The sequence below is a fragment of the Lysobacter sp. N42 genome, assembly GCF_004344885.1.
In genome coordinates this window covers 207,780-230,055 of record NZ_SKFB01000001.1, presented here as the reverse complement: position 1 = coordinate 230,055, position 22,276 = coordinate 207,780, and the positions used below count along the sequence as shown (strand labels likewise).

The 22,276-nt window shown below is 46.0% G+C and carries 23 protein-coding genes, 5 tRNA genes and 1 other annotated feature; of the genes, 11 read left to right on the top strand and 17 right to left on the bottom strand.

Annotated elements, in window-relative coordinates:
- Positions 1–3 precede the first annotated feature (3 nt).
- The 5 genes from rluB to EYQ95_RS01200 are packed head-to-tail and all read right to left on the bottom strand — an operon-like array spanning position 4 to position 3,781.
- Complete coding sequence (rluB, locus tag EYQ95_RS01220; RefSeq protein WP_111914604.1) at positions 4–843, bottom strand: 23S rRNA pseudouridine(2605) synthase RluB; 840 nt, start codon at positions 841–843, stop codon at positions 4–6.
- Positions 836–1,408, bottom strand: coding sequence for an SMC-Scp complex subunit ScpB (gene scpB / locus EYQ95_RS01215; RefSeq protein ID WP_111914605.1), 573 nt, complete (start codon positions 1,406–1,408; stop codon positions 836–838). Before scpB ends, rluB begins: the two co-directional genes overlap by 8 nt.
- Before the next feature lies 1 nt (position 1,409).
- On the bottom strand, positions 1,410–2,258 hold the full coding sequence (locus tag EYQ95_RS01210; RefSeq protein ID WP_207801083.1) for a ScpA family protein: 849 nt from the start codon (positions 2,256–2,258) through the stop codon (positions 1,410–1,412).
- 2 nt (positions 2,259–2,260) lie between these two features.
- Entirely contained in the window at positions 2,261–2,884 is a 624-nt protein-coding gene (locus EYQ95_RS01205) for an L-threonylcarbamoyladenylate synthase (protein WP_111914606.1), read from the bottom strand.
- Between the two features lie 3 nt (positions 2,885–2,887).
- Positions 2,888–3,781, bottom strand: coding sequence for a PHP domain-containing protein (locus tag EYQ95_RS01200; RefSeq protein WP_111914607.1), 894 nt, complete (start codon positions 3,779–3,781; stop codon positions 2,888–2,890).
- A gap of 230 nt (positions 3,782–4,011) precedes the next feature.
- Positions 4,012–4,110 (top strand) — a sequence feature (Trp leader region).
- Between the two features lie 51 nt (positions 4,111–4,161).
- Here EYQ95_RS01200 and EYQ95_RS01195 point away from each other — a divergent pair.
- From EYQ95_RS01195 to trpA, 6 genes are read left to right on the top strand one after another with little or no spacing between them, the layout of a single operon-like run.
- Entirely contained in the window at positions 4,162–5,769 is a 1,608-nt protein-coding gene (locus tag EYQ95_RS01195; RefSeq protein ID WP_111914608.1) for an anthranilate synthase component 1, read from the top strand.
- A complete protein-coding gene (locus tag EYQ95_RS01190; RefSeq protein WP_165831937.1) occupies positions 5,769–6,386 on the top strand; it encodes an aminodeoxychorismate/anthranilate synthase component II in 618 nt (205 codons plus the stop codon). Before EYQ95_RS01195 ends, EYQ95_RS01190 begins: the two co-directional genes overlap by 1 nt.
- Entirely contained in the window at positions 6,383–7,387 is a 1,005-nt protein-coding gene (trpD, locus tag EYQ95_RS01185) for an anthranilate phosphoribosyltransferase (RefSeq protein ID WP_111914609.1), read from the top strand. The genes EYQ95_RS01190 and trpD overlap by 4 nt, the downstream gene beginning before the upstream one ends.
- Positions 7,384–8,841, top strand: a complete 1,458-nt coding sequence (gene trpCF, locus EYQ95_RS01180; protein WP_111914610.1) for a bifunctional indole-3-glycerol-phosphate synthase TrpC/phosphoribosylanthranilate isomerase TrpF — start codon at positions 7,384–7,386, stop codon at positions 8,839–8,841. Before trpD ends, trpCF begins: the two co-directional genes overlap by 4 nt.
- Positions 8,842–8,843: 2 nt before the next feature.
- On the top strand, positions 8,844–10,031 hold the full coding sequence (trpB, locus tag EYQ95_RS01175; protein WP_111914611.1) for a tryptophan synthase subunit beta: 1,188 nt from the start codon (positions 8,844–8,846) through the stop codon (positions 10,029–10,031).
- On the top strand, positions 10,031–10,837 hold the full coding sequence (trpA, locus tag EYQ95_RS01170; RefSeq protein ID WP_111914612.1) for a tryptophan synthase subunit alpha: 807 nt from the start codon (positions 10,031–10,033) through the stop codon (positions 10,835–10,837). Before trpB ends, trpA begins: the two co-directional genes overlap by 1 nt.
- Positions 10,838–10,846: 9 nt before the next feature.
- On the opposite strand, the gene EYQ95_RS01165 is transcribed toward trpA, so the two are convergent.
- Together EYQ95_RS01165 and EYQ95_RS01160 are read right to left on the bottom strand one after the other, a co-directional pair.
- On the bottom strand, positions 10,847–11,098 hold the full coding sequence (locus EYQ95_RS01165) for a hypothetical protein (RefSeq protein WP_111914613.1): 252 nt from the start codon (positions 11,096–11,098) through the stop codon (positions 10,847–10,849).
- A complete protein-coding gene (locus tag EYQ95_RS01160) occupies positions 11,091–12,185 on the bottom strand; it encodes an AI-2E family transporter (RefSeq protein WP_111914614.1) in 1,095 nt (364 codons plus the stop codon). Before EYQ95_RS01160 ends, EYQ95_RS01165 begins: the two co-directional genes overlap by 8 nt.
- Positions 12,186–12,353: 168 nt before the next feature.
- On the opposite strand from EYQ95_RS01160, the gene EYQ95_RS01155 reads away from it, so the two are divergent.
- A complete protein-coding gene (locus tag EYQ95_RS01155) occupies positions 12,354–13,247 on the top strand; it encodes a TIGR01777 family oxidoreductase (protein ID WP_111914615.1) in 894 nt (297 codons plus the stop codon).
- Here EYQ95_RS01155 and EYQ95_RS01150 read toward each other — a convergent pair.
- A complete protein-coding gene (locus tag EYQ95_RS01150) occupies positions 13,239–15,671 on the bottom strand; it encodes an ABC transporter permease (RefSeq protein WP_207916187.1) in 2,433 nt (810 codons plus the stop codon). The genes EYQ95_RS01155 and EYQ95_RS01150 overlap by 9 nt on opposite strands.
- A gap of 78 nt (positions 15,672–15,749) precedes the next feature.
- On the bottom strand, positions 15,750–16,436 hold the full coding sequence (locus tag EYQ95_RS01145) for an ABC transporter ATP-binding protein (RefSeq protein WP_111914617.1): 687 nt from the start codon (positions 16,434–16,436) through the stop codon (positions 15,750–15,752).
- Between EYQ95_RS01145 and EYQ95_RS01140 the strand changes: the two genes are divergently transcribed.
- Positions 16,416–17,066: an arylesterase gene (locus EYQ95_RS01140; protein WP_111914618.1), complete on the top strand. Its 651-nt coding sequence runs from the start codon at positions 16,416–16,418 to the stop codon at positions 17,064–17,066. The genes EYQ95_RS01145 and EYQ95_RS01140 overlap by 21 nt on opposite strands.
- Positions 17,066–17,605, top strand: a complete 540-nt coding sequence (folK, locus tag EYQ95_RS01135; protein WP_111914619.1) for a 2-amino-4-hydroxy-6-hydroxymethyldihydropteridine diphosphokinase — start codon at positions 17,066–17,068, stop codon at positions 17,603–17,605. The genes EYQ95_RS01140 and folK overlap by 1 nt, the downstream gene beginning before the upstream one ends.
- Here the strand turns inward: folK and EYQ95_RS01130 are convergent.
- The 6 genes from EYQ95_RS01130 to gltX all read right to left on the bottom strand — a co-directional run bounded on the left by EYQ95_RS01130 (position 17,486) and on the right by gltX (position 21,279).
- Complete coding sequence (locus tag EYQ95_RS01130) at positions 17,486–18,214, bottom strand: SDR family NAD(P)-dependent oxidoreductase (protein WP_111914620.1); 729 nt, start codon at positions 18,212–18,214, stop codon at positions 17,486–17,488. The two genes, folK and EYQ95_RS01130, sit on opposite strands and share 120 nt — an antisense overlap.
- Positions 18,215–18,617: 403 nt before the next feature.
- Positions 18,618–18,693: transfer RNA gene (locus EYQ95_RS01125), tRNA-Glu, on the bottom strand.
- Positions 18,694–18,865: 172 nt separating this feature from the next.
- Positions 18,866–18,941: transfer RNA gene (locus EYQ95_RS01120), tRNA-Glu, on the bottom strand.
- Between the two features lie 15 nt (positions 18,942–18,956).
- Positions 18,957–19,032 (bottom strand) — tRNA-Ala (locus tag EYQ95_RS01115).
- 185 nt (positions 19,033–19,217) lie between these two features.
- Positions 19,218–19,856 (bottom strand): carbonate dehydratase, encoded by a 639-nt coding sequence (can, locus tag EYQ95_RS01110; protein ID WP_111914621.1) that lies wholly within the window; start codon positions 19,854–19,856, stop codon positions 19,218–19,220.
- On the bottom strand, positions 19,849–21,279 hold the full coding sequence (gene gltX, locus EYQ95_RS01105) for a glutamate--tRNA ligase (protein WP_111914622.1): 1,431 nt from the start codon (positions 21,277–21,279) through the stop codon (positions 19,849–19,851). The genes can and gltX overlap by 8 nt, the downstream gene beginning before the upstream one ends.
- A 144-nt stretch (positions 21,280–21,423) precedes the next feature.
- Between gltX and EYQ95_RS01100 the strand changes: the two genes are divergently transcribed.
- Both EYQ95_RS01100 and EYQ95_RS01095 read left to right on the top strand, forming a co-directional pair.
- Complete coding sequence (locus EYQ95_RS01100; RefSeq protein WP_111914623.1) at positions 21,424–21,597, top strand: DUF6435 family protein; 174 nt, start codon at positions 21,424–21,426, stop codon at positions 21,595–21,597.
- On the top strand, positions 21,594–21,989 hold the full coding sequence (locus EYQ95_RS01095; protein ID WP_111914624.1) for an MAPEG family protein: 396 nt from the start codon (positions 21,594–21,596) through the stop codon (positions 21,987–21,989). Before EYQ95_RS01100 ends, EYQ95_RS01095 begins: the two co-directional genes overlap by 4 nt.
- Before the next feature lie 57 nt (positions 21,990–22,046).
- Here EYQ95_RS01095 and EYQ95_RS01090 read toward each other — a convergent pair.
- Both EYQ95_RS01090 and EYQ95_RS01085 read right to left on the bottom strand, forming a co-directional pair.
- A tRNA-Val gene (locus tag EYQ95_RS01090) sits at positions 22,047–22,122 on the bottom strand.
- 40 nt (positions 22,123–22,162) lie between these two features.
- Positions 22,163–22,238: transfer RNA gene (locus EYQ95_RS01085), tRNA-Val, on the bottom strand.
- Positions 22,239–22,276: the final 38 nt, after the last annotated feature.

Below are 22,276 nucleotides of genomic sequence, written 5' to 3'. Positions count from 1 at the left end.
GGCTTAGGACCTCTTTTGATACTTCGCTTGTTTTGAGCGTCTGGCTCTTTTCATGTCTCGTTGCCTATCTTCCTTGGTAATCACCGGTGCCGACTCTAGCTCTGGCATTTTAACCAAACTGCGTAAATGGTTTACTTCTTTCAAATTCAAATCAAGCCAGCCACCCTGAACTAAGCCTTTAGGTAGCAATTGGTCACCCATTCTAATGCGCATAAGCCTACTTACAGTAAGCCCCAATGCTTCCCACATACGCCTTACTTCTCGGTTACGTCCTTCTGTAAGTACAACATGGAACCATTGATTAATGCCTTCACCACCGCGACGCTTAATTTGCTTAAAGCTCGCCATGCCGTCTTCGAGCTGAATTCCTTTTCTAAGCTGCTGCACATTCGCTTCAGTAACTTCACCGAATACACGCACCGCATATTCACGCTCAATTTCATACTTCGGGTGCATCATACGGTTCGCAAGCTCACCGTCGGTTGTGAATAACAATAACCCAGAAGTATTTATATCTAATCGACCTATAGCAATCCATCGGCCATTACTCACTTTCGGTAACGATTCGTAAACAGTGGGTCTGCCTTCTGGGTCTTTCCTTGTAACTAGCTCCCCTTCTGGTTTGTGGTAAACAATTACACGGCACGGTACGGCATCAGCATCAGGAACTTTTACTTTATGTCCGTCAACGCGAATATCGGCGCCGGGACCCACACGCTCTCCTAAGTGAGCAACCTGCTGGTTCACACGAATTCTTCCAGCCTTAATCATCGACTCAACTTCGCGTCTGGAACCAACGCCAGCTCGTGCTAATACTTTCTGCAACTTTTCAGTGTTATCCACTTGGTATTTCCTCTTGATTGTCACGCTCCCGCGTGTCGGACTCTGGCGGTTCTGCTAAAGCAGGAATATCCGCCACGGATTGAATAGAAAAATAGTCTAAAAATGTCTTGGTCGTGGCAAAAAGAGCTGGACGTCCAGGAACTTCTTTGTGACCAACAACCTTTACCCAACCTCGCTCTTGCAAGGTTTTCATAATTTGCGTGCTTACCGAAACGCCACGAACCGCTTCTATTTCACCGCGAGTTATGGGTTGTCGCCATGCAATAAGCGCCAGCGTTTCCATCAGCGCTGCTGAGTATCGAGGTGCGCGTTCTGCCCACATTTGAGATAATGCGGGACCAAGTTCTGGACGCGTTTGAAACCGATAGCCCGAAGCTAACTCGACAAGGTTTACACCTTTTTCGTTGTATTCATTTTGTAACTGATCGATTACCTGGCGAATACGAGGCTTGTTTAATGAGTACTGAGCCAACACGCCAGTGAGCAACTGGTCAATGGTTACCGGCTGCTCGGACGAAAAAATAGCTGCTTCAACCAGTTGCTTTAACTGTTTATCGTTAATCATATTACGCCTCTAGCTCAGTAGCTTGCTCACTAGCTCGACTGACATAAATATCTGAATACGGCTCGGCTTGAACAAGTTTAATTAAACCTTCCTTGTTGAGCTCTAAAATAGCTAAGAAAGTTACCACAACACCCGGCTTACCCTCTTCCACTTTAAATAAAGTAATGAAATCTACGTTTTCATTATCCGCTAAGCGTTCTAACACTGCGCTCATTCTTTCTCGGGTAGACAGTGCTTCTCTTTTTATATGATGGTGCGTTTGAGCTTGTACAACCCGCATAACTCGCGCTAACGCCAAACTTAACTCTTCCATCGACACTTCCGGCGGCGTATGGGCAGCTAAGTCTTTAGCGTCAGTGGTCGCCGCTGCAAAAAAGAAATCACGTTCCAGTTGTGGCTGTTGGTCGAGTTGATGAGCACCTTCACGAATAACTTCATATTCTCGCAGTCTACGAATTAACTCGGCTCTTGGGTCTTCTTCTTCATCATCTTCAGAAGGAGGTTTAGGCAATAACAACCGGCTCTTAATCTCAGCAAGCATAGCTGCCATAACTAAGTAGTCGGCTGCGAGCTCCAACTTTAACTCACGCATGAGCTCCACATACTCCATATACTGTTTCGTTATCGACAGTATAGGAAGGTCAAGAATATCTACTTTTTGACGCCGAATAAGATACAACAACAAATCCATGGGCCCAGAAAAAGCATCTAACATGATCTCTAAAGCTTCAGGGGGAATATACAAGTCTTCTGGGCGTTCAATAACAGGCTCACCACGCACGAAGCCAAGTGGTAAGGACTGTTGTTCTCCCAATTCTGAATCAGCTGTTAGTTCAACGTTGTCGTTCATATTTAGAACTCAAATGGATCTGGGTCACCTTGCCCAACTCGCAAAATATTAACTTCACCATCGCTCATGTCGACAACAGTCGTTGGCTGCTCTCCAATACGGCCACCGTCAATAATAACGTCGACTTGGCTGTCGAGTTTATCGCGGATATCTTCAGGATCAGCCTCAGCAAAATCTTGCCCTGGTAAAATAAGCGTAGTCGACATCAGTGGTTCACCAAGCTCTTCCAGCAACGCCTGTGCTATTTTATTTTCAGGCACACGCAAACCAATCGTTTTTCTTTTCGGATTTAACAGCCGGCGAGGTACTTCTTTGGTACCTTTCAATACAAACGTATACGCGCCAGGAGTGTTATTTTTTAAAAGCCTGAAAGCTTGGTTGTCTACTCGCGCGTAAACCGAAAGCTCCGACAAATCACGACACATTAGTGTGAAGTTATGGTCTTTGCCGATGTTTCTAATTCTGCAAATGGTTTGCACCGCATTTTTGTTTTCCAACTGACAGCCAATGGCGTAGCCCGAGTCAGTCGGGTAAACCACAACGGCCCCATTCTTAATAGCAGTAACGGCAGCTTGAATAAGTCGAGACTGCGGATTTACGGGATGTATTTCAATGTATTCGCTCATGCTCTATTCCACGTGACGCTGGGTAATATTCCATGACGACCATACGGGCGTCGCGTTCTCAGGTAATTGTAAATTCCTGCCAAGTTCTCTCCATGGACCCGGACGGTGAAAGTCTGAACCTACGGATACGGGAAGCTGATAAGTATCGGCCAGCTCCTGTAACCAAGCACGTTGTTCTTTTGTTTGTTGGCAGGATACAACTTCTAATGCATCGCCACCAACGGCTTTAAACTCTTGTATAAGTCGACGCAACCACTTCGAACTCATTTTATAGGCTAACGGATGCGCAAGACCTGTTGTTCCTCCGGCTTGCTTTATTACAGCTACGGCATCTTCAATAGAAGTCCAGGCGGTAGGTACATAGGCACGCGCTCCTTTGGTTAGGTATTGCTTGAATGCCTGCTCATGCGTCTTTACGTAGCCATGACGCACAAGAGCATCAGCGAAGTGAGGTCGTGTGAGTACGCGAGGGGATGAGATGTCTATGTCGCTAGAACTAGTTGGCAAGTGTTCGGCTTTAACGCCAGCCTTTACTAATTTTTCGGCAATTTTTCTCGCTCGCTCAGCTCGTTTGTTTTGTTGCTCTAGGACTAACGCTTCCATCGCGGCGTGAGACTCATCAAAGTTCCAGCCCAACACGTGAATTTCAAAAGTATGCCAACGGCAACTCACTTCTATTCCGCTAATAACTTCCGGTGATTTTAATGAATACTGAGTCTTCGCTTGGCGCGCAAGTGTTGTAGCACTCACGGCATCGTGATCGGTAATAGCAATATAATCGAGCTGCATCTGGTTGGCTCTAAGCATTAGAAGCTCGGGCGTAAGCTCGCCATCAGATATGTTGGTATGCATGTGCAGATCGATTCTCATCGGGGTCTTGGCTTCGTTCGTGTTCATAACGAGATATGGTACGCCCTTTTGCTCATAAACTCACCATTTACCGTGTTAATTTTAACTTTCTGGCAAACGCCTGAAATTTCTATTGACACAAATGACAAGCATCGGTATCTTTTCGCTGTACAACTTAGCTCGATTAGTTCCGAGTTGATAATAACTCTCTCGAGTTCACGCATTTAGAAGAAAAAGCATTTAGAGAAAATATGAATTACTTAAACAATACACAACATAATTTTTGGTGGCACTCGCAGCTTGCGGGTGACGGTGTATTGTAACTTTTTTATAATTACAAACTTCGAAAAGCCCGCTTCTGAAGCGGGCTTTTTTGTATTTGGCTCGCCAATCATTAGCAGAAATTACGAGATAGCGAGTCATAGAACATGGATCAATTTGAAACATTAACCGCAATAAAACCTGGGCAGGTGGTTCCCCTTCACCTAACTACTCCGTATCAACAGGAGCCGTTAAATGCCTTTTTAAGCTTGCGGGAGGAGAATGGAGAACACATTCTTTTAGAGTCTGCAGAAATAGACTCTAGAAACCACCTGAAAAGCTTAATTCTTATTGATGCCTCACTAAGAATTAACTGCACTCATCAAAGTGTAAATGTGACTGCCTTAACCAAAAACGGTAAACAATTGCTCACATGGTTAAAAAGCGAGTTTGAGGAATTGTCCACGCTTCAAGAGTCAACGTTAACTATTCAATTCCAAACGCCACCAGTTGGAGTCAGTGAGTCAGAAAGGCTGCTGTATCCAAGCTCTATTGATGTACTGAGAACCCTTCAACTTAAGCTAAAGTCGTTAAGCGATGAACCACTTATGCCCTTTTTAGCTGGCGTATTTGCTTATGACTACCTTGCGTCTTTTGAACAACTTCCTGATGTTCCAGAAGGTTCTAACACATGCCCAGATTTCCAATACTACCTTGCCGAGACACTACTTGTTATTGACCACCAGCAACAAGATGCCACGCTGATAGGGACACTTCCGGGTGGTGAAGACGTTAAGGCACGCTACCAAACACTTTGTAGTCGAATGGGAGAAATATTGGCGCGCGTACAAATGCCCAAGATGGATCATCAAGAAAAAGAAAACCTTATGGGAGATCTTGTCCATATCTCTGTGACTCCAGATGAAGCAAGTTTTATGAATACGGTCACAGCATTAAAGGAAAACATAAGAAACGGAGAACTATTCCAAGTTGTACCCTCACGGGAATTTAAACTGAATTGCTCGAATGCACTTCGAAGTTATGCGCAACTCAAACAAGACAACCCAAGTCCTTACATGTTCTACATGCAAGCAGATAGCTTTGAACTATTTGGCGCATCACCAGAGTCAGCTTTGAAATACACCGCAGCAACGCGACAAGCTGAACTTTATCCCATAGCAGGTACACTCCCCCGAGGAAAACACCAAGACGGCTCTATAAATCTAGACCTCGACGCACGCACTGAGGTTGCCCTTAGAAGCGATCAAAAAGAACTTTCAGAGCACATGATGCTCGTTGATTTAGCCAGAAATGACTTAGCGCGCATTGGCGTACCCGGTTCCCGTTATGTCGCCGACTTATTGAAAGTGGACCGCTACTCACACGTGATGCACCTTGTGTCGCGAGTGGTATGTACCCTCAAGCCAGAGTTAGACGCTGTAGATGCGTACCGAGCCTGTATGAATATGGGCACCTTAGTTGGAGCACCAAAGTTAAGTGCAGCGAGGTTCATTCGAGAACATGAGAAGCAGCGGCGAGGCAGTTATGGCGGTGCTGTCGGCTATCTAACAGGTAACGGTGATATGGACACCTGTATCGTGATTCGTTCCGCCTTCGTGCAAAACGGTATCGCCACCGTGCAAGCAGGCGCCGGTGTTGTTCACGACTCAAATCCTGAATCTGAATTGCAAGAAACTGTACAAAAGGCGCAAGCAGTTCTGAGCGCAATATCGACTACAGAGTCAAAACTTAGCCAAACGAGAGGAACACGATAATGCAGCAGTCCGTTCTTATGCTCGATAATCAAGACAGCTTTACTTATAACCTTGTGGATGATTTGGCGAGTTTAGGTTATCACCTTGAGGTATACCGAAATACAACACCTATCAATACCTTAGAAGCAAAGCTAACAGAGCTTGAAGGATTAGGGCCGGTACTGGTTGTCATGTCACCAGGACCTGGGCATCCCCGCGAAGCCGGCGTACTCATCGAATTAATTGGGCTTTGCGAAAATAGATTTCCAATGCTTGGTATTTGCTTGGGCTTTCAGGCTTTGGTGGAGTACTTCGGAGGTCAAGTCGCGCGCTGCTATGAGACCGTCCACGGTAAAACGTCGCATATAGATACCGAAGCTCACAACATTTTCTCGAACCTAGCGGCACCGCTGCCGGTAGCCCGCTATCACTCGTTAATGGCTCATCGAGTGAGTGAGCAATTGAATGTTATAGCCAGTTTTCAAGACATCCCCATGGCGATTGAGCACTCTCACCTCCCTGTAATGGGATTTCAATTTCACCCTGAATCCATCCTTTCGCAACAGGGCGAACAACTTTTAGCACAAACGGTTAACTACCTAATGAACAAATCAAGCACTACAGAGGTGGCACAATGAATGAGTTAACTAAGGTTTTAAACGGAGAAAGCCTGAATCAAGAGCAAACCTACAAACTGTTCAACCACCTTATTGCAGGACAACTTTCGGATACGCAAATTGCCGGCATGTTAATGGCACTAAAAATTAAGGGCGAAACACCTGAAGAACTTGCAGGTGCAGCTCAAGCACTTCGACAAGCAGCAAAACCATTTCCACGCCCAAAAGGTCTGTTAGCGGATACTTGTGGAACAGGCGGCGACGGTAGCAATACCATTAATATTTCTACTTCTGCTGGTTTGGTTGCCGCAGCAATGGGTGTGCCTGTTGCTAAACATGGTAACCGAAGCGTGTCCTCACGCTCCGGCTCTGCAGACGTCCTAGAAGCCCTATCCATTCCGTTAGAAGGCTCGCCAGACGACAACCGGAAACTTCTCGACCAACATGGGTTTTGCTTTCTTTTCGCGCCGCATTATCATCCGGGAGTACGATACGCGATGCCGGCAAGGCAAGCTTTGAAAACACGGACACTATTTAATTTGCTTGGGCCTCTAATCAATCCAGCGCAACCCGACGTACAACTACTTGGTGTATATAAACCCGAACTTTGTGCACCTGTTGCAGAAACACTCAAACTGCTCAACTGTCCGCGAGCAATGGTTGTTCATGGGAGCGGTTTAGATGAGTTAGCTTTGCATGACGAAACAATTATCGCCGAACTTAATCAAGGTGAAATTATCGAATATACCGTTACCCCTGAAGATTTCGGTGTTCAAAGGGCAAGTGTTAACGACCTTAAAGGGGGAGACGCCGAGAGAAACGCACAGTTTATGAAAGATGTTTTTGCCGGCAAAGGCCGTGTTGCGCACAGAGACGCGATAGCAATGAATGTAGGAGCCATTTTATATATGACCCAACGAGCAACAACGCTGAAAGCTGGAACAGCTGAAGCCATATCCTTTTTAGATTCGGGACAAGCTCTAACTCACCTGCAACAGTTCCAAGCGGAGCTATGTTTATGAGTTATTCTACAAGCTCAGCAGTGCCCACTGTGCTTACAAAAATAGTCGAGCAAAGGTTAGAAAGCTTGAAGAAGCTTGAGCAGCACTATTCACCAGAGCATGTTTTGCAACAAGCGATGAATATGGTTCGTCAGGAAAAATTTTCTCGCAGCCTAAAAGAGAACTTATTGCAGGGAGAACCAGGGTTTATTTTGGAGTGTAAAAAAGCGTCGCCTTCCAAAGGTGTGATTCGCTCTGACTTCGATCCGGTAGCTATTGCTAAAACTTACCAACCCTATGCTTCGGCAATTTCAGTATTAACCGAGCCAGATTTTTTCCAAGGTAGCTTTGACTACCTTCAAGCAGTTCGGTCTCAAGTTTCGTTGCCGCTGCTATGCAAAGACTTTATTGTTTTGCCCTACCAAGTTGCTTTAGCGAAATATTTTGGTGCAGACGCTATTTTATTAATGCTTTCCATTCTCGACGACCGTCAATATGCGGAGCTATGCGAACTAGCAACCAAACTTAAATTGGAAGTGCTTACCGAAGTAAGTAACGAGGTAGAAATGCAGCGCGCCAAAGAATTAGGTGCAAGCATCATTGGCATTAATAATCGTAACCTCCGTGATTTAACTGTGGACTTATCACAAACGGATAAACTTGCCGCATTAGCACCAAGCGACGCTGTCCTTATTGCCGAGTCTGGGTATACAACGCACGATGATGTCAGGAAACATGGTGCTGTTGTAGACGGTTTTTTAGTGGGCAGTCACCTTACGGCGCAAGTCGACATAGACTTAGCATGCCGCCAACTTATTTTTGGTGAAAATAAAGTTTGCGGAATCACTCACCCGAATACTGCAAGAGTGGCAGCTGCCAGTGGAGCAGTGTTTGGTGGATTTATTCACGTGTCTCGCTCTCCACGAAAAGTAGAGCTGACACAAGCAGCAACCATTACCAAACAAGTACCTGAACTTAATTACATCGGCGTTTTTAGTGCTGAAGATCCCCAATTTAATGCTGAATTGGTGGTCATGTGGGTTCGCGAGGCACGTTTATTCGGGGTTCAAATTCACGACCTTCCAAAGCAGGAAGACAGCGCGAACCAAATTATTCAGCAGATTAAAGACCGAATTCCGGCGTCTTGTGAAGTGTGGGCAGCAGTCAATTTAAACTCCGAAAAACCTAACTTGCCTGACTTAACTGCAGCTCGCTACGTTGTAGATCATGGTCGCGGAGGCACAGGTCAGCAATTCGACTGGTCATTACTGCCTAAGCAACGCGCAAACCTTATGCTCGCAGGCGGTCTTGGGTCCTCGAATGTTTTAGAGGCAATATCGACAGGCTGCCGTGGTTACGACTTTAACTCGCGCTTAGAAACCCAGCCAGGCTTTAAAAATGCACATGCAATTTCTCAATTATTCAAAATTATCCGTAAATACGGACGACACGTTGAACGGAAACAGGAGCAGTAATCATGAAACAGTTTGACGCATACTTTGGTGAGTTCGGAGGGCAGTACGTCCCCGAGATATTATTACCTGCGCTTGATCAGCTGGAGCAGGCTTTCTACAACGCGCAAGAAGATCCTGAGTTTCAACGAGAGTTTCAGGGATTATTAAATACCTACTTGGGTCGACCAACTCCGCTAACTTTGTGCCAAAACTTAACTGAAAATAGCCCAGTAAAACTCTACCTAAAACGGGAAGATTTGCTTCATGGCGGTGCTCATAAAACTAACCAAGTTCTTGGTCAGGCTTTACTTGCAAAACGCATGGGTAAGAAACGCATCATCGCCGAAACCGGCGCAGGCCAACATGGAACAGCTACCGCATTAGCATGTGCGTTATTAGACCTAGACTGTGTCATTTACATGGGTAAAAAAGATGCCGAAAGACAACAACCCAATGTGTTTCGAATGGAGCTAATGGGAGCCGAGGTTATTCCGGTAGACACGGGTAGTGGCACTCTAAAAGACGCGGTAAACGAAGCTCTACGCGACTGGACTGCAAGCTATAGCACAACCCACTATTTACTTGGTACAGCAGCTGGCCCACACCCATTCCCAACTATCGTTAGAGAATTTCACCGTATGATAGGTGCGGAGGCAAAAGAGCAAGTACTCAAAGCGGAAGGACGCCTGCCCGATGAAGTTATCGCCTGCGTGGGTGGCGGCTCTAACGCTATTGGTATGTTTGCCGAGTTTATTGACGAAAGCTCCGTAAAACTAACAGGGGTTGAACCTGCCGGTCATGGTGTTGATTCTGGAGAGCACGGCGCAACTCTAAGTGCAGGTAAACCGGGTGTATTACATGGCTGTCGTTCGTATCTTATGCAAACGCAAGAAGGTCAAATAGAAGAGTCTTACTCTGTATCTGCAGGATTAGACTACCCTGGAGTTGGCCCGCAGCACGCATACCTGCAATCCATTGGCCGCGCACAGTACACCAGTGTAACCGACGACGAAGCACTAGATGCGTTCAAACAATTAAGTCAGAAAGAAGGCATTATTCCGGCTTTAGAGTCTGCACATGCAATAGCTTATGCATTGAAACGCGTTAAAGAAGCAACATCGCCTGAAATATTAGTACTCAACCTTTCAGGCCGTGGAGATAAAGACATTGATCATGTACGAAAAATTATGGCTCAAGGAGGCGCAGAATAATGTCTAGATATACAACCATGTTTTCTCGCCTAAAATCTGCCAATGAAGGCGCATTTGTTCCCTTTGTCACGCTTGGTGATCCTAATTTGGAGAGCAGCGAAAAAGTTATTGATGCGCTAGTAGAAGGTGGCGCAGACGCACTTGAACTAGGCTTACCGTTTTCTGATCCCGTTGCCGACGGCCCGGTAATTCAAGCCGCAAACTTTCGTTCCCTTGCTGCAGGAACAACCGTTGCAAACTGCTTTTCACTGCTTAAGCGTGTTCGGGACAAATACCCAGACTTACCCATCGGGTTATTAGTGTATTGTAATTTGGTTCACGCGAATGGCGTTGAGCACTTCTTCAAGCTATGCGCTGAAGTTGGTGTAGATTCGGTGCTCATAGCCGATGTACCGATGAGAGAGTCGAGTGGTTACAGAGATATAGCGAATAGCAACGGTGTTGAGTCGGTTTATATATGCCCACCTGATGCGACAGCAGATTTACGTAAACAAGTAGCTCAAAATAGCCAAGGATATGTTTATTTACTGAGCAGAGCTGGTGTAACCGGAACGGGCGATACATTACAAAAACCAGCAACTGAAGCTATTGCGGAGTTACAACAAGCGAACAGTAGTCCCCCACTTCTCGGTTTTGGAATAAGCTCCCCAGAGCATGTTCGAACTGCATTAGAAAGTGGCGCTTCTGGAGCAATTAGCGGCTCAGCGGTGGTGAAAATTATTGCAGATAATTTAGAAAATGAAGTGGCAATGCTTGAACAGCTCGCTGAGTTCACGGCATCAATGAAGGCAGCTACAAGGTCTTAATGTAACTGCTCATACGTAGATATTCACAACGCTCGGTGGCATTTGAATGTTCACCGTAGCGTTGAGATTATCAAACGGATAACGCACTTGAGCCCGGTTTAAGTCTTTATTTTGACGTAAATAGTCCGCAACCCTGCTCCGCTCGCGCTCAGGCGTTTTTCGCAGGTTATCTTGCCGATCAAGTTCCGCTTGAAACTGATTTCTTTGGCTAAAAACTTGGCTAGCTGTGCTCCACAGCGGACCTGTTGCTACATCAATCATCGCTCTGCTTCTGTTGTTTAGACTCGTCGGTTAATGCATGTGCGCGGCTGTGTAACACCTCATCACCACTCAAAAGAATAGCAAGCCAACGCGTATCTGGGTTCTCTTGTAGACCTATCTTCACCATCATAGTCAGAGGCACCGAAAGTAACATGCCTACAGGCCCAAGTAGCCACCCCCAAAATATTAACGACAAAAACACCACCAAGGTTGATAAACCTAATCTTTGTCCCATAACGCGGGGTTCAACTAAATTACCCATAACTACGTTAACGGCCAAAAATAGCAAAGCTACAGCGCCAGCCATTGCTGGGTGGTGTTGAATGAGCGCCAAAAGGATTGCTGGTACGGCTGCTAATATAGAACCGATATTTGGAATGTAATTCAAAACGAACGCAAGCACACCCCACAGTACATAGTGGTCTACGCCCATAAGCCATAAACCAAAACCTATTGTTAAGCCCGTCACTAAACTAATTACGGTTTTTAACGCGAGGTATTTATTAATAGAGCTTAGTAACGATGTAAGTGAGTGTAATTGGTCGTCGGCTTTATCGAAAGCCATCGCTATTTTTCTTGGCAGGTTTGCAGCTTCACTTAAAATGAATACCACGATCAGAATCACCAAAAATGCATTGGTCATCATGCCACCAAGCCCAGAAAGCATACTCATTAAAAAAGTCATGATACGGCTTGGGTCTAGCTGCGATTGCAACAACTCAACATTAATATTGATATTGAATCGGGCAAGTAATGAAACGATGCCAGCAAACTCACCTGTTAGCCGGTCTCGGTATTCTGGAAAACTTGCAGAGAAGTCATTCACTGATTGCACAATAAGCATAGTTAAGCCAAATGCGAAAACAGAAATAATTACGAAAACAGCGGCGATGGCCAGTACGGTTGGAAAACCTCTAGACTTAAACCAAGCTAGCATCGGCTGCATAATGACTGCGATAAAGATAGCCAGCAACAACGGAACGATAATTACGCTAGCAGCTTTTAGGCCTGCCAACACAACAACAACTGCGGCGACAATAACAAACAACCGACTTACCGCACCGTAAGACTCTAGAGGCGTATTCACAAGCTTTCCCTTTATTGTAAAAACTAAATCACGAACATACGTGAAAAGCACATCATGGGCAACTTGTCACAATGACAAGTTGAACGTAATGTAAGCAATCTAGGTGCTGAAATGAGCTAAATGGCTAAACTTACGTATATTGAGTAAATTGCGGTTCTAGGAGCTTTTGTGAAAATACTGATTACAGGCGGTACAGGACTTATTGGTTCGGCATTCATCGAACGGTATGACCACGACTACACTATTTTGACGCGTCGACCTGAAAGTGCAGCTCGACAGTTGAGTGATAAACACACCTATATCAATCGTCTGTCAGAATTAAAGAACTTGAACGACTTTGACGCTGTAATTAACCTTGCCGGAGAACCCATTGCAGAGAAGCGCTGGACCAAAAAACATAAAGCGCGAATTGAGAAAAGTCGTTGGCAAACCACTGATGAGCTAGTGGCATTATTTGAAGCCTCAAGTAAGCCGGCAGCTACTTTTATTTCAGGCTCTGCGGTAGGTTATTACGGGCGCCAGGGAGATGAAAAAGTCACAGAGCGAGATTACATTGCGCACGACGAGTTTAGCCACGAGCTTTGCAAAACATGGGAAGACAAAGCGAAACAAGCAGAAACCAAAACCCGATTATGCCTTCTAAGAACGGGTATCGTTTTGTCGCCATCAGGTGGTGCATTGAACCGAATGGTTACACCGTTCAAACTTGGCTTAGGAGGACCCATTGGCCACGGTCAACAAATGATGTCTTGGGTACATATCGAAGACATGATTGAAATGATTCAATTCCTGTTGGAAAACGAGAACTGCCAAGGTGTATTTAATGCGACTGCGCCCCAGCCAGTCAGCAATGAAAAATTCAGCAAATGCCTTGCACAAACGTTAAATCGCCCGTGCCTGTTTCGCGTTCCTGCGTTTACCATGCGGCTAGCTTTTGGAGAGATGGCGGACTTGCTACTCACAGGCCAAGCCGTTTTACCGCAGAAACTTCAAGAGCAAGGCTTTACGTTTAAATATGAACACATAGAGCCCTGCCTTAAAGCTATTTTTCCCTCACGCTAGTGCGCGAATGAGCGTTCCGGTTCGCTGTCGTAAAAGGCTACGACAGCTGAACCAACCTAGCAACGTTACCACTGAGGCTCCCACCACCGGACCTAACAGCCAGAATCGCCAGTGTATCGTTGGTGCCATTTCAAAAACTTGGGTTTGCAAAATATAGATTGACGCTTCCATCGCAACTGCAGCTATAAACCCTGCCAATGCTCCCAAAATGATGAACTCATAACTCACTGCCTGAGTAAGAAGTTTACTGCGAGCCCCTAAGGTTCTTAAAATCACAATTTCCTGTTCTCGCTCTTCCAGTGAAGCCTGAACCTGAGCAAGCAACACCAAACCACCGGCAAACATTACTAATACCATAACAAACGTAATTGCCATCGATACATGGCCGATCACTCCGCGGATTTGCTGGATTATGTCGTCTACATCGATAAGTGACGCTTGGGGAAAACTCTTAAATAAGTCATACAGCTCCGCTTTTCGCTCCGATGGCAAATAGAAACTCGCAATATAGGTGGCTGAATTCTGGCTAATCGTGTTTTCATTAAAAATCATGTAGAAGTTCGGCTGCATTGTATTCCAATCAACTTCACGGATACTCAACACTGGAACTTCAAATTCCGCACCTCCTACACGAAATTCCAATATATCACCGAGTTTCAATGCCAAGCGCTCTGCTACCTCAGACTCAACAGACACACCTAACTCTTCACCTTCAAACCAACGCCCTGAAATCAAGTTATTTTCAGGTGGTAAAGTGCTACGCCAAGTAAGCTGAAGTTCTCTGCCAAACCCCTCGCGCACATCACTATTGTCTCGGTCTTCTTTACTCACTTCATCGCGAACTAATTGACCATTGATTGAAACCAAGCGCCCAGGCGTAATGGGATATAAATCAGTTGCCTGAATGTTCTCTGCTGTGAACATCGTCTGCATATCACTCACCTGCTCTGGTGCTACATTCACGACAAAAAAGTTAGGTGCGTTTTCAGGCAGTTGGTTTTGCCAGTCGTCAAGCAACTCGGTTCTCAGCGCCAATACCAGCAAAAGCAACATAATAGCGGTAGCAAAGCTCAACATTTGTAAACTGTTTTCCTTCGCGCGTCTTTGCATGCCAGCCATAGCTAATCGCCAGCTACTTCCTGCCTGCATCCCCGCTTGTCGGCTAAGGCGAATCAGTAATCGCCCTATCAACAGCAAAACCATAGCCGCGAAAGCCCCGCCCGCAAATAGTGCTAACGAAAGAGTTAAATTTCGGCTATAAAGCACCATGAGCAACAGTATTCCGCCACCACACGCGAACCAATGAATAACTCGCTTTACGTTGTCTCCATCCAGCTCACGACGTAAGACCCGCAATGGAGGAATGCTTAATAAGCGCAACAATGGGTATAAGCTAAACAAAAGCGCACTTAGTAACCCCGTACTAATTGCAAGCCCCCAAGGCTTCCAACTTGCCGCAGGTAAACTATAAGCTAATTGCTTTGCCACCCAGTGGCCTACACCCAGCTGAATGAAGTAGCCGAGAACACTACCGATGAATATGCTAAACAAAGAGAGCAGTAATAAATGGGTAACGAAAATCGAACGAACAAACCCATTGTTTCCGCCTAATGTTTTCATGATTGCGACTGCGTCGTAATTACGCTGACAATATCTCTGCGCCGCTACAGCCACTGCTGTCGCCGCTAATACAACGCCTAACAGACTCGCAAGTAACATAAATCGTTCAGCTCGGTTCAATGCTGAAGCCAACGGTGAGTCACCGTCTCGAATGCCTCGCCAGCTCTGCGTTAAGTCATCAAGTTGTGGGATTATCCACTGCTCATAGGTATCTATATCTTCAGGCTCGCCCGCAAATAAGTAATTAAAACTAACTCGACTACCCGGTTGAATTAAACCTGTAGCGGCTAGGTCGCTGTAGGGAATAAGTACTGTCGGCGCATCTGCAAACACACTGAAACCACTGTCAGGCTCTTTAATAAGTACTTTAGTAACAACAAAGCTCGTGTTCCCAACTTCTATCGAATCACCTAGCTCAATAGGGAGCTGTTGGAAAAGACCTGAATGAACCCAAGCTTCACCCGGCACTGGTAAACTTTCTGTCGCATTACCTTGTGCAAAAGGCTGCTCAGCAATTTCCAAGGTGCCGCGCAACGGATATTCCTCACTTACGGCTTTTATATCCGCCAATGCCAATTCATTAGAGGCAAACACCATGGAGTTAAACGTAGTTCTTCTTGCACTCTGTAAGCCTTGCTCTCTCGCTTGCTCAATCCAACGAATGGGAATTTCTTGCCGAGAACGTAAAACACGATCAGCTGCTAAGAACTCTGAACTTTGAGCCAAAATGCCAGCTTGTAGGCGCTCACTAAAAACTGATAGAGAAAGCACCGACGCCACAGAAAACGCAATTGCTATGGCCATAATAGTCAGCTCGCCCCGTTTAAGCTCGTGGCGAAGCAAGCGAAAGGAAATCTTCAGCCAGTTTGCAACACGCATGAGTTAAACCTCTGCTTCTTTGTTTTGGTTTACCACCGTGCCTTGCTCTATGCGGATAATACGGTGACAACGCTCTGCGAGTCGTTCGTCATGGGTAACCACCACAAGTGTTGTGCCAAATTCACGGTTTAACTCAAATAGTAAGTCTTCTACCTTTTCACCTGTGGCACGGTCCAGATTACCGGTAGGCTCGTCCGCGAAAAGAATTTCAGGCTTACCAATGAACGCCCGAGCAATCGCGACACGCTGCTGCTCTCCTCCTGATAACTGATTAGGGAAATGGGTTACACGCTCAGCAAGGCCTACCTTTTTCAACAGTTCCTTAGCGTGGTCCTCTGGGTTGCGCACACCCGCAAGTTCTGCCGGCAACATCACGTTCTCTAGAGCAGTTAAACTCTGAACCAGAAGGAACGACTGAAAAATGAAACCGACTTTGTCACCGCGAAGAATTGCGCGGGATTCTTCATCCAAATCTGATAAATTTACGTTATCTATGGCAACATAACCGGTAGATGGTAAGTCCAAACCAGCAAGTAAAGACAGAAGTGTTGATTTACCCGAGCCAGAGGCGCCCACGATGGCCAGTGTTTCAGCTCGGTTAATAGATAGGTCTACATTCGACAAAATTTGTAATTCGCCGGTCGCAGTTTCAACTTTTCGGGAAATAGAATGAGCTTCAATAAACGCCATAGTGGTCAACAATTCCTCGTTATTGTCTGTTTTCTTATCTTGACATGCTTTTCTATACGGGTGAACGCAGAAAAAGTCTCAATGATTATTTTAGGAGACAGTTTAAGTGCGGGTTACGGACTTTCTGAGTCCGATGCATGGGTTTCGCTCATTCAGGATCAATGGCAACAGGAACAACCAAGTTTTGAGCTAATCAACGCGAGCATTAGTGGAGAAACTACCGAAGGAGGTTTAAGGCGACTTCCGAGTCTTCTCGAGCAGCATCAACCTGACTGGGTATTTATTGAGTTAGGTGGTAATGACGGTTTACGAGGGTTCCAAATTTCAGAAGTACGGGCAAACCTATCTGAAATGATTCAAATCAGCAAAAACAATAATGTGAATGTGGCACTTAGTGCTGTTGCAATACCACCCAATTTCGGCCCGCGATATACCCAAATGTTTGAACAAATCTATGTTCAAGTTGCTCAAGAGCACAACGTAGAATTAGTGCCGTTCTTCATGTTAGAAATTGCGACCCGGCCTGAGTGGATGCAAAACGATGGTATTCACCCCAACTTATCGGCACAACCCAAAATCGCACGAATCATGGAACCACAACTGCGAGCGCTATTAGAGAGGTCAAACTAATGGATTGGTATTATTTGAGTCTAGGCGCCAATATCGAACCCGAAAATCACTTACAAAAAGCGATTGAAACCATTATCGAAAAGTTTGGTGCGGCGTTTTTATCTCCTATTGTGCAAACCCAACCGTGCAACATTAATACTTCCAATGTATTCCTGAATGCTGTCATGATTATTCGTACCGACCTCGCCCCAGACGATTTAAAAGCATACTTTGTAGAGTTAGAAGAGCAGGAAGGACGAGATAGAACAGACCCGCTTAGCAGTCAGAAGGACAGGCCATTAGACATCGACATTCTGTCCGTGTCTGACAAACTATCTGTTGAGCCCTTTACAACTAGTGAAGAGCCCTACACGCGAATTTGTATTGAGGCCGCGCAAGGGGCGAAAGCAAATACTCATGCAATATCTGTTTTAGGCCACTTAACGAGCGACCGAGCGGCCACCATCCACTTTGACCACGGCGGCAGTCATATATTCATTGTCGAGGATCGACCAGATAGCCTGCTCCAGAACCTCGAAACCGCCCTCTGTAGCAAGTAATGTTTCTTGCAGTACCTTTTTTTGATCGCTATCACTGTGCTCAGGCAGAAACTTTACAGGACCCGGTCGTATCGCATTTACCCGAACCTTAGGCGCAAGCCTCTTCGCATCAGAAATCATTAAGCTCTCAAGGCCTGCCTTCGTCGAGCAATATAGGGCGTAATCTGGGTTCGGATTTGATACGTAGATGTCGGTTATATGAATAACATTCGCGGTTGGGCGAATTGATTTGGTCAGTTGCCCCTCTAGTCTTCGGTTTAACTGAGCGGGCGTCTTCATATGAATCTTATAAAGCGAGTCATAAAAATCACTAAAATCGTCTTCATGCTCGGCGTCTTTTTCATAGATTGAGGCATTGTGAAGTAAGAAGTCGATGTGTTCGTATCGAGCCTGAAGACGCTTTACTACAGTTTCAATATTGCTAGCATCTAGCGCATCAAAATGCACACACTCTAACTCGTCACAGGACAAATTACTGAGCTCGTCGGAAACTGTTCGTGTAAGAGCCACTACACGCCATCCCCGCGCAAGAAACGAAGACACCATAAGTAGTCCCAAACGACGGCTTGCGCCCGTAATCACTGCAACAGGAAGAGAAGAGTTATCCATAATTACCACACTTTAAATCAGATAACCTAATTACAGCACAGCCCATCAAAAAGATCATCGATGAAAACCAAGATGGGGTCAGAGCACAAAGTGCTCTGACCCCATCAGATTTCGCGTACAAAAAAAGCCTGCTTGTTTCCAAGCAGGCTTTCAAATAGATGGCGTCCCCTACGGGATTCGAACCCCTGTTACCGCCGTGCTAATCGAGAGCGCGGTGGTTACACCGCCCTCACGGCGGATACAAAAAAGCCTGCTTGTTTCCAAGCAGGCTTTCAAATAGATGGCGTCCCCTACGGGATTCGAACCCCTGTTACCGCCGTGCTAATCGAGAGCGCGGTGGTTACACCGCCCTCACGGCGGATACAAAAAAGCCTGCTTGTTTCCAAGCAGGCTTTCAAATAGATGGCGTCCCCTAGGGGATTCGAACCCCTGTTACCGCCGTGAAAGGGCGGTGTCCTAGGCCTCTAGACGAAGGGGACCCTGGACTTTCTTTCTCTTTTCAGAGTTTATTACCGCCGTGCTAAATGGTAGCGCAGTGGCAACACCGCCTCATGGCGGTTGAATATGTGGCGTCCCCTTAGGGGTTCACCCTGTTACCGTCGTGCTAAACGAGAGCGCGGTGGCAACACCGCCTGACGGCGGTTAAATATATGGCGTCCCCTAGGGGATTCGAACCCCTGTTACCGCCGTGAAAGGGCGGTGTCCTAGGCCTCTAGACGAAGGGGACCCTGGACTTTCGGTTTGGTGGAGCTAAGCGGGATCGAACCGCTGACCTCTTGCATGCCATGCAAGCGCTCTCCCAGCTGAGCTATAGCCCCAAAACCTGAGTCTATATTTCGAGGCTGTCTGAACAGCGAGGCGCATTCTAAAAATAGCGGGGGTAAGTGTCAACTGTTTTTTAAGATTATTGGTGCGTTTGCTTAATTTTATAGCTAATCATTCAAAATACAGTCAAATCGGCTCTAAATCCCCTGCTCCATTCCTCTCTTTGGATAACGAAAGTCTAAACGGCCTCGTCACCATATTGATAGATCGGATCAACCTCAGACTTTCCTTTCACGGTCACGCCAAGGTCGTGAGCTAACCCATTTTTGATGGAATAAATCCAGCCATGGATAGCTAACTCTTGCCCTTCAGCCCAAGCTTCTTGAATGATGTGATTTTGCGACAAGTTTTCTACTTGTTGCATGACATTCAACTCGCACATTCTGTCTAGCTTCGCGGGCGCAGGTAAGTCTTTCAACACACTTTCATTCTTACGATATACGCCCTTAATAGAATGAAGCCAGTGGTCAACAATACCATGTCGCGACGACCCCATTGATGCTGCCACACCACCACAACCGTAATGCCCCACAACGAGGATATGTTTTACCTTTAATTGCTTCACCGCATATTCAACTACTGCTAGGCAATTAAAATCGGTCTGTATGACCTGGTTTGCAATATTACGGTGAACGAACAGCTCTCCGGGGTCCATACCTACTATTTCATTTGCAGGTACGCGGCTGTCGGCACAGCCTATCCATAAGTATTCGGGTTTCTGTTGCGCCGCAAGACGCTCAAAGAACTCTGGGTCGTTGTCCGTCTTCTTACCAGCCCATCGAACATTATTATCCAGTAACTCACGGATTTTAGGCATTTGCCGATTCCTCACGCTGTTGGATAAAGTCCAAAGCCAGCTCTATACGGTCTTTTACGATGTTTTGTGGAATTAGTTCTATGGTGGCATCAAGAGAGGGCGAATTGCCGCCACCTGTAACGGCTACACGCAATGGCATACCGACTTTACCCATTCCTATCTCAAGGGCTTCACAGGTGTCTTTAATCGCTTGTTGAATGCTTTCAGCGTCCCAAGATTTTAAGTCACTTAAGCGTTGTTGAATGTCGACTAACGCCTCTTTCGCGACAGGACGTAGGTGCTTCTTCGCCGCACCTGCTTCAAATTCAGTTACAGGGCTATAAAAGTACTGGCTAATTTCAGCCATCTCTTTCAGTGTTTTCACTCGGTCTGCTTGCAGTTGAACTACTTTCTCAAGATCTGGGCCATTATTGGTGTCTACGCCTTGTAGCTCGAAATGCCACGCCAACTCAGCCGCCACTTGTTTGGCAGGTAAAGTTTTCATGTAATGTTGGTTCAGCCAGTTCAATTTTTCAGTATTAAATGCAGAAGCCGCTTTGTTGATATCGCTCAATTTGAAAAGCTGAATCAATTCGTCACGGCTAAAGACTTCCTGATCACCGTGAGACCATCCCAAGCGCACTAAATAGTTGATCATCGCTTCCGGTAAATATCCCTTATCGCGATACTCAGTTACGCTTACCGCACCGTGGCGTTTCGATAGTTTTTTACCATCGTCGCCAAGAATCATCGAAACGTGCGCATATTCTGGAATTGGCGCGTCTAGAGCTTTGAGAATGTTAATCTGGCGTGGTGTGTTGTTGATATGGTCTTCGCCACGAACCACATGAGTAATACCCATGTCCCAGTCGTCAACCACAACACAGAAGTTATAGGTTGGAGTGCCGTCTGTTCGGGCAATAATAAGGTCGTCTAATTCTTGGTTCGAAATTTCAATCCGACCGCGAACGTGGTCATCAAACACCACACTTCCCTCTTGCGGGTTTCTAAACCGAATAACGAACGGCTGACCTTCTTTTTCTTCTCTCTGTTCAGCAGTTAAATGACGACACTTACCATCATAGCGAGGCTTCAAACCTGCTTCCATTTGCTCTTCACGCATTTTCTCTAAACGTTCTTGTGAGCAATAGCATTTGTAAGCTTTATCTTCTTGCATTAGCTCATCAATTAACTTGCCGTAGCGGTCAAAGCGTTGTGTTTGATAAACAGGTTCTTCGTCCCAGTTCAGGCCGAGCCATTTCATACCTTCAAAAATGGCGTCAATCGCAGGCTGCGTTGAACGCTCGCGGTCGGTATCTTCAATACGCAGTACAAACTTACCCCCTGCTGCTTTCGCCACTAACCATGCATACAATGCTGTACGCGCACCACCAACGTGCAAGTAACCTGTTGGGCTAGGGGCAAAACGAGAAACCACAGACATGAACTCAATTCCTTATTAAAAAACATTAATTGCGCGAATTATATCAGAAGTGTGCAAGAACGGCAGGTCAAACCATAGTAAAGGAAACAGATCTCAATTCAGTTTTCCAACGTTAGTAAGTCAGGTTCAACGAGGAGTAGCCGAATGTTTAACTTATTCAAACCAAACCCAACCAAAAAATTGCGCAAAGAATTGGCACAACTGCAGGAAAAGTCGATGCAGGCACAACGAAAAGGCGATATTAGAACAAGCTCAGAATTGGCGTCTGAAGCAGACACGCTTTGGCAAAAAATTCAGGAAATGGAGCAGCAATCATGACTCAACTTTTCACTTCATTGTTTATCATTGCCCTACTACCTTTCATTGCAAAACTCCCCCTAGTGCTTGCTATGAATAAAGAGTCTGGTGGTTACAACAATAAATACCCAAGGCAACAACAAGCAAACTTAAAAGGGTTTGGCCTTCGCGCTAATGCTGCACATTACAATAGCTTTGAAGCACTTATCGTTTATATCTTTGCGGTGGTATGCGTTATCCAAAACCAAACTATTGATACGTTGACAGTAACTTTGGCTTGGGTGTTTGTGGCTTCGCGCGTGCTGTACTTAATTTGCTACTGGTTTGACAAAGCGAGCCTTCGCTCTGTTATATGGATTACTGGAATGATTGCCGCTTTCGTAATGGCTGGAAGAGCGATTTGGGGTAATTAACCCGAAGCAGAAAAACAAAAAAGCCAGACTGCGATTTGCGAGTCTGGCTTTCTTATATGGTGGATGGTACTGGGATCGAACCAGTGACCCCCGCCTTGTAAGGGCGGTGCTCTCCCAGCTGAGCTAACCATCCGAAGTTGGTTGCTACCCGACGTATCGTGTAGCCTGGAATATGGTGGATGGTACTGGGATCGAACCAGTGACCCCCGCCTTGTAAGGGCGGTGCTCTCCCAGCTGAGCTAACCATCCGAAGTTGGTTGCTACCCGACGTATCGTGTAGCCTGGAA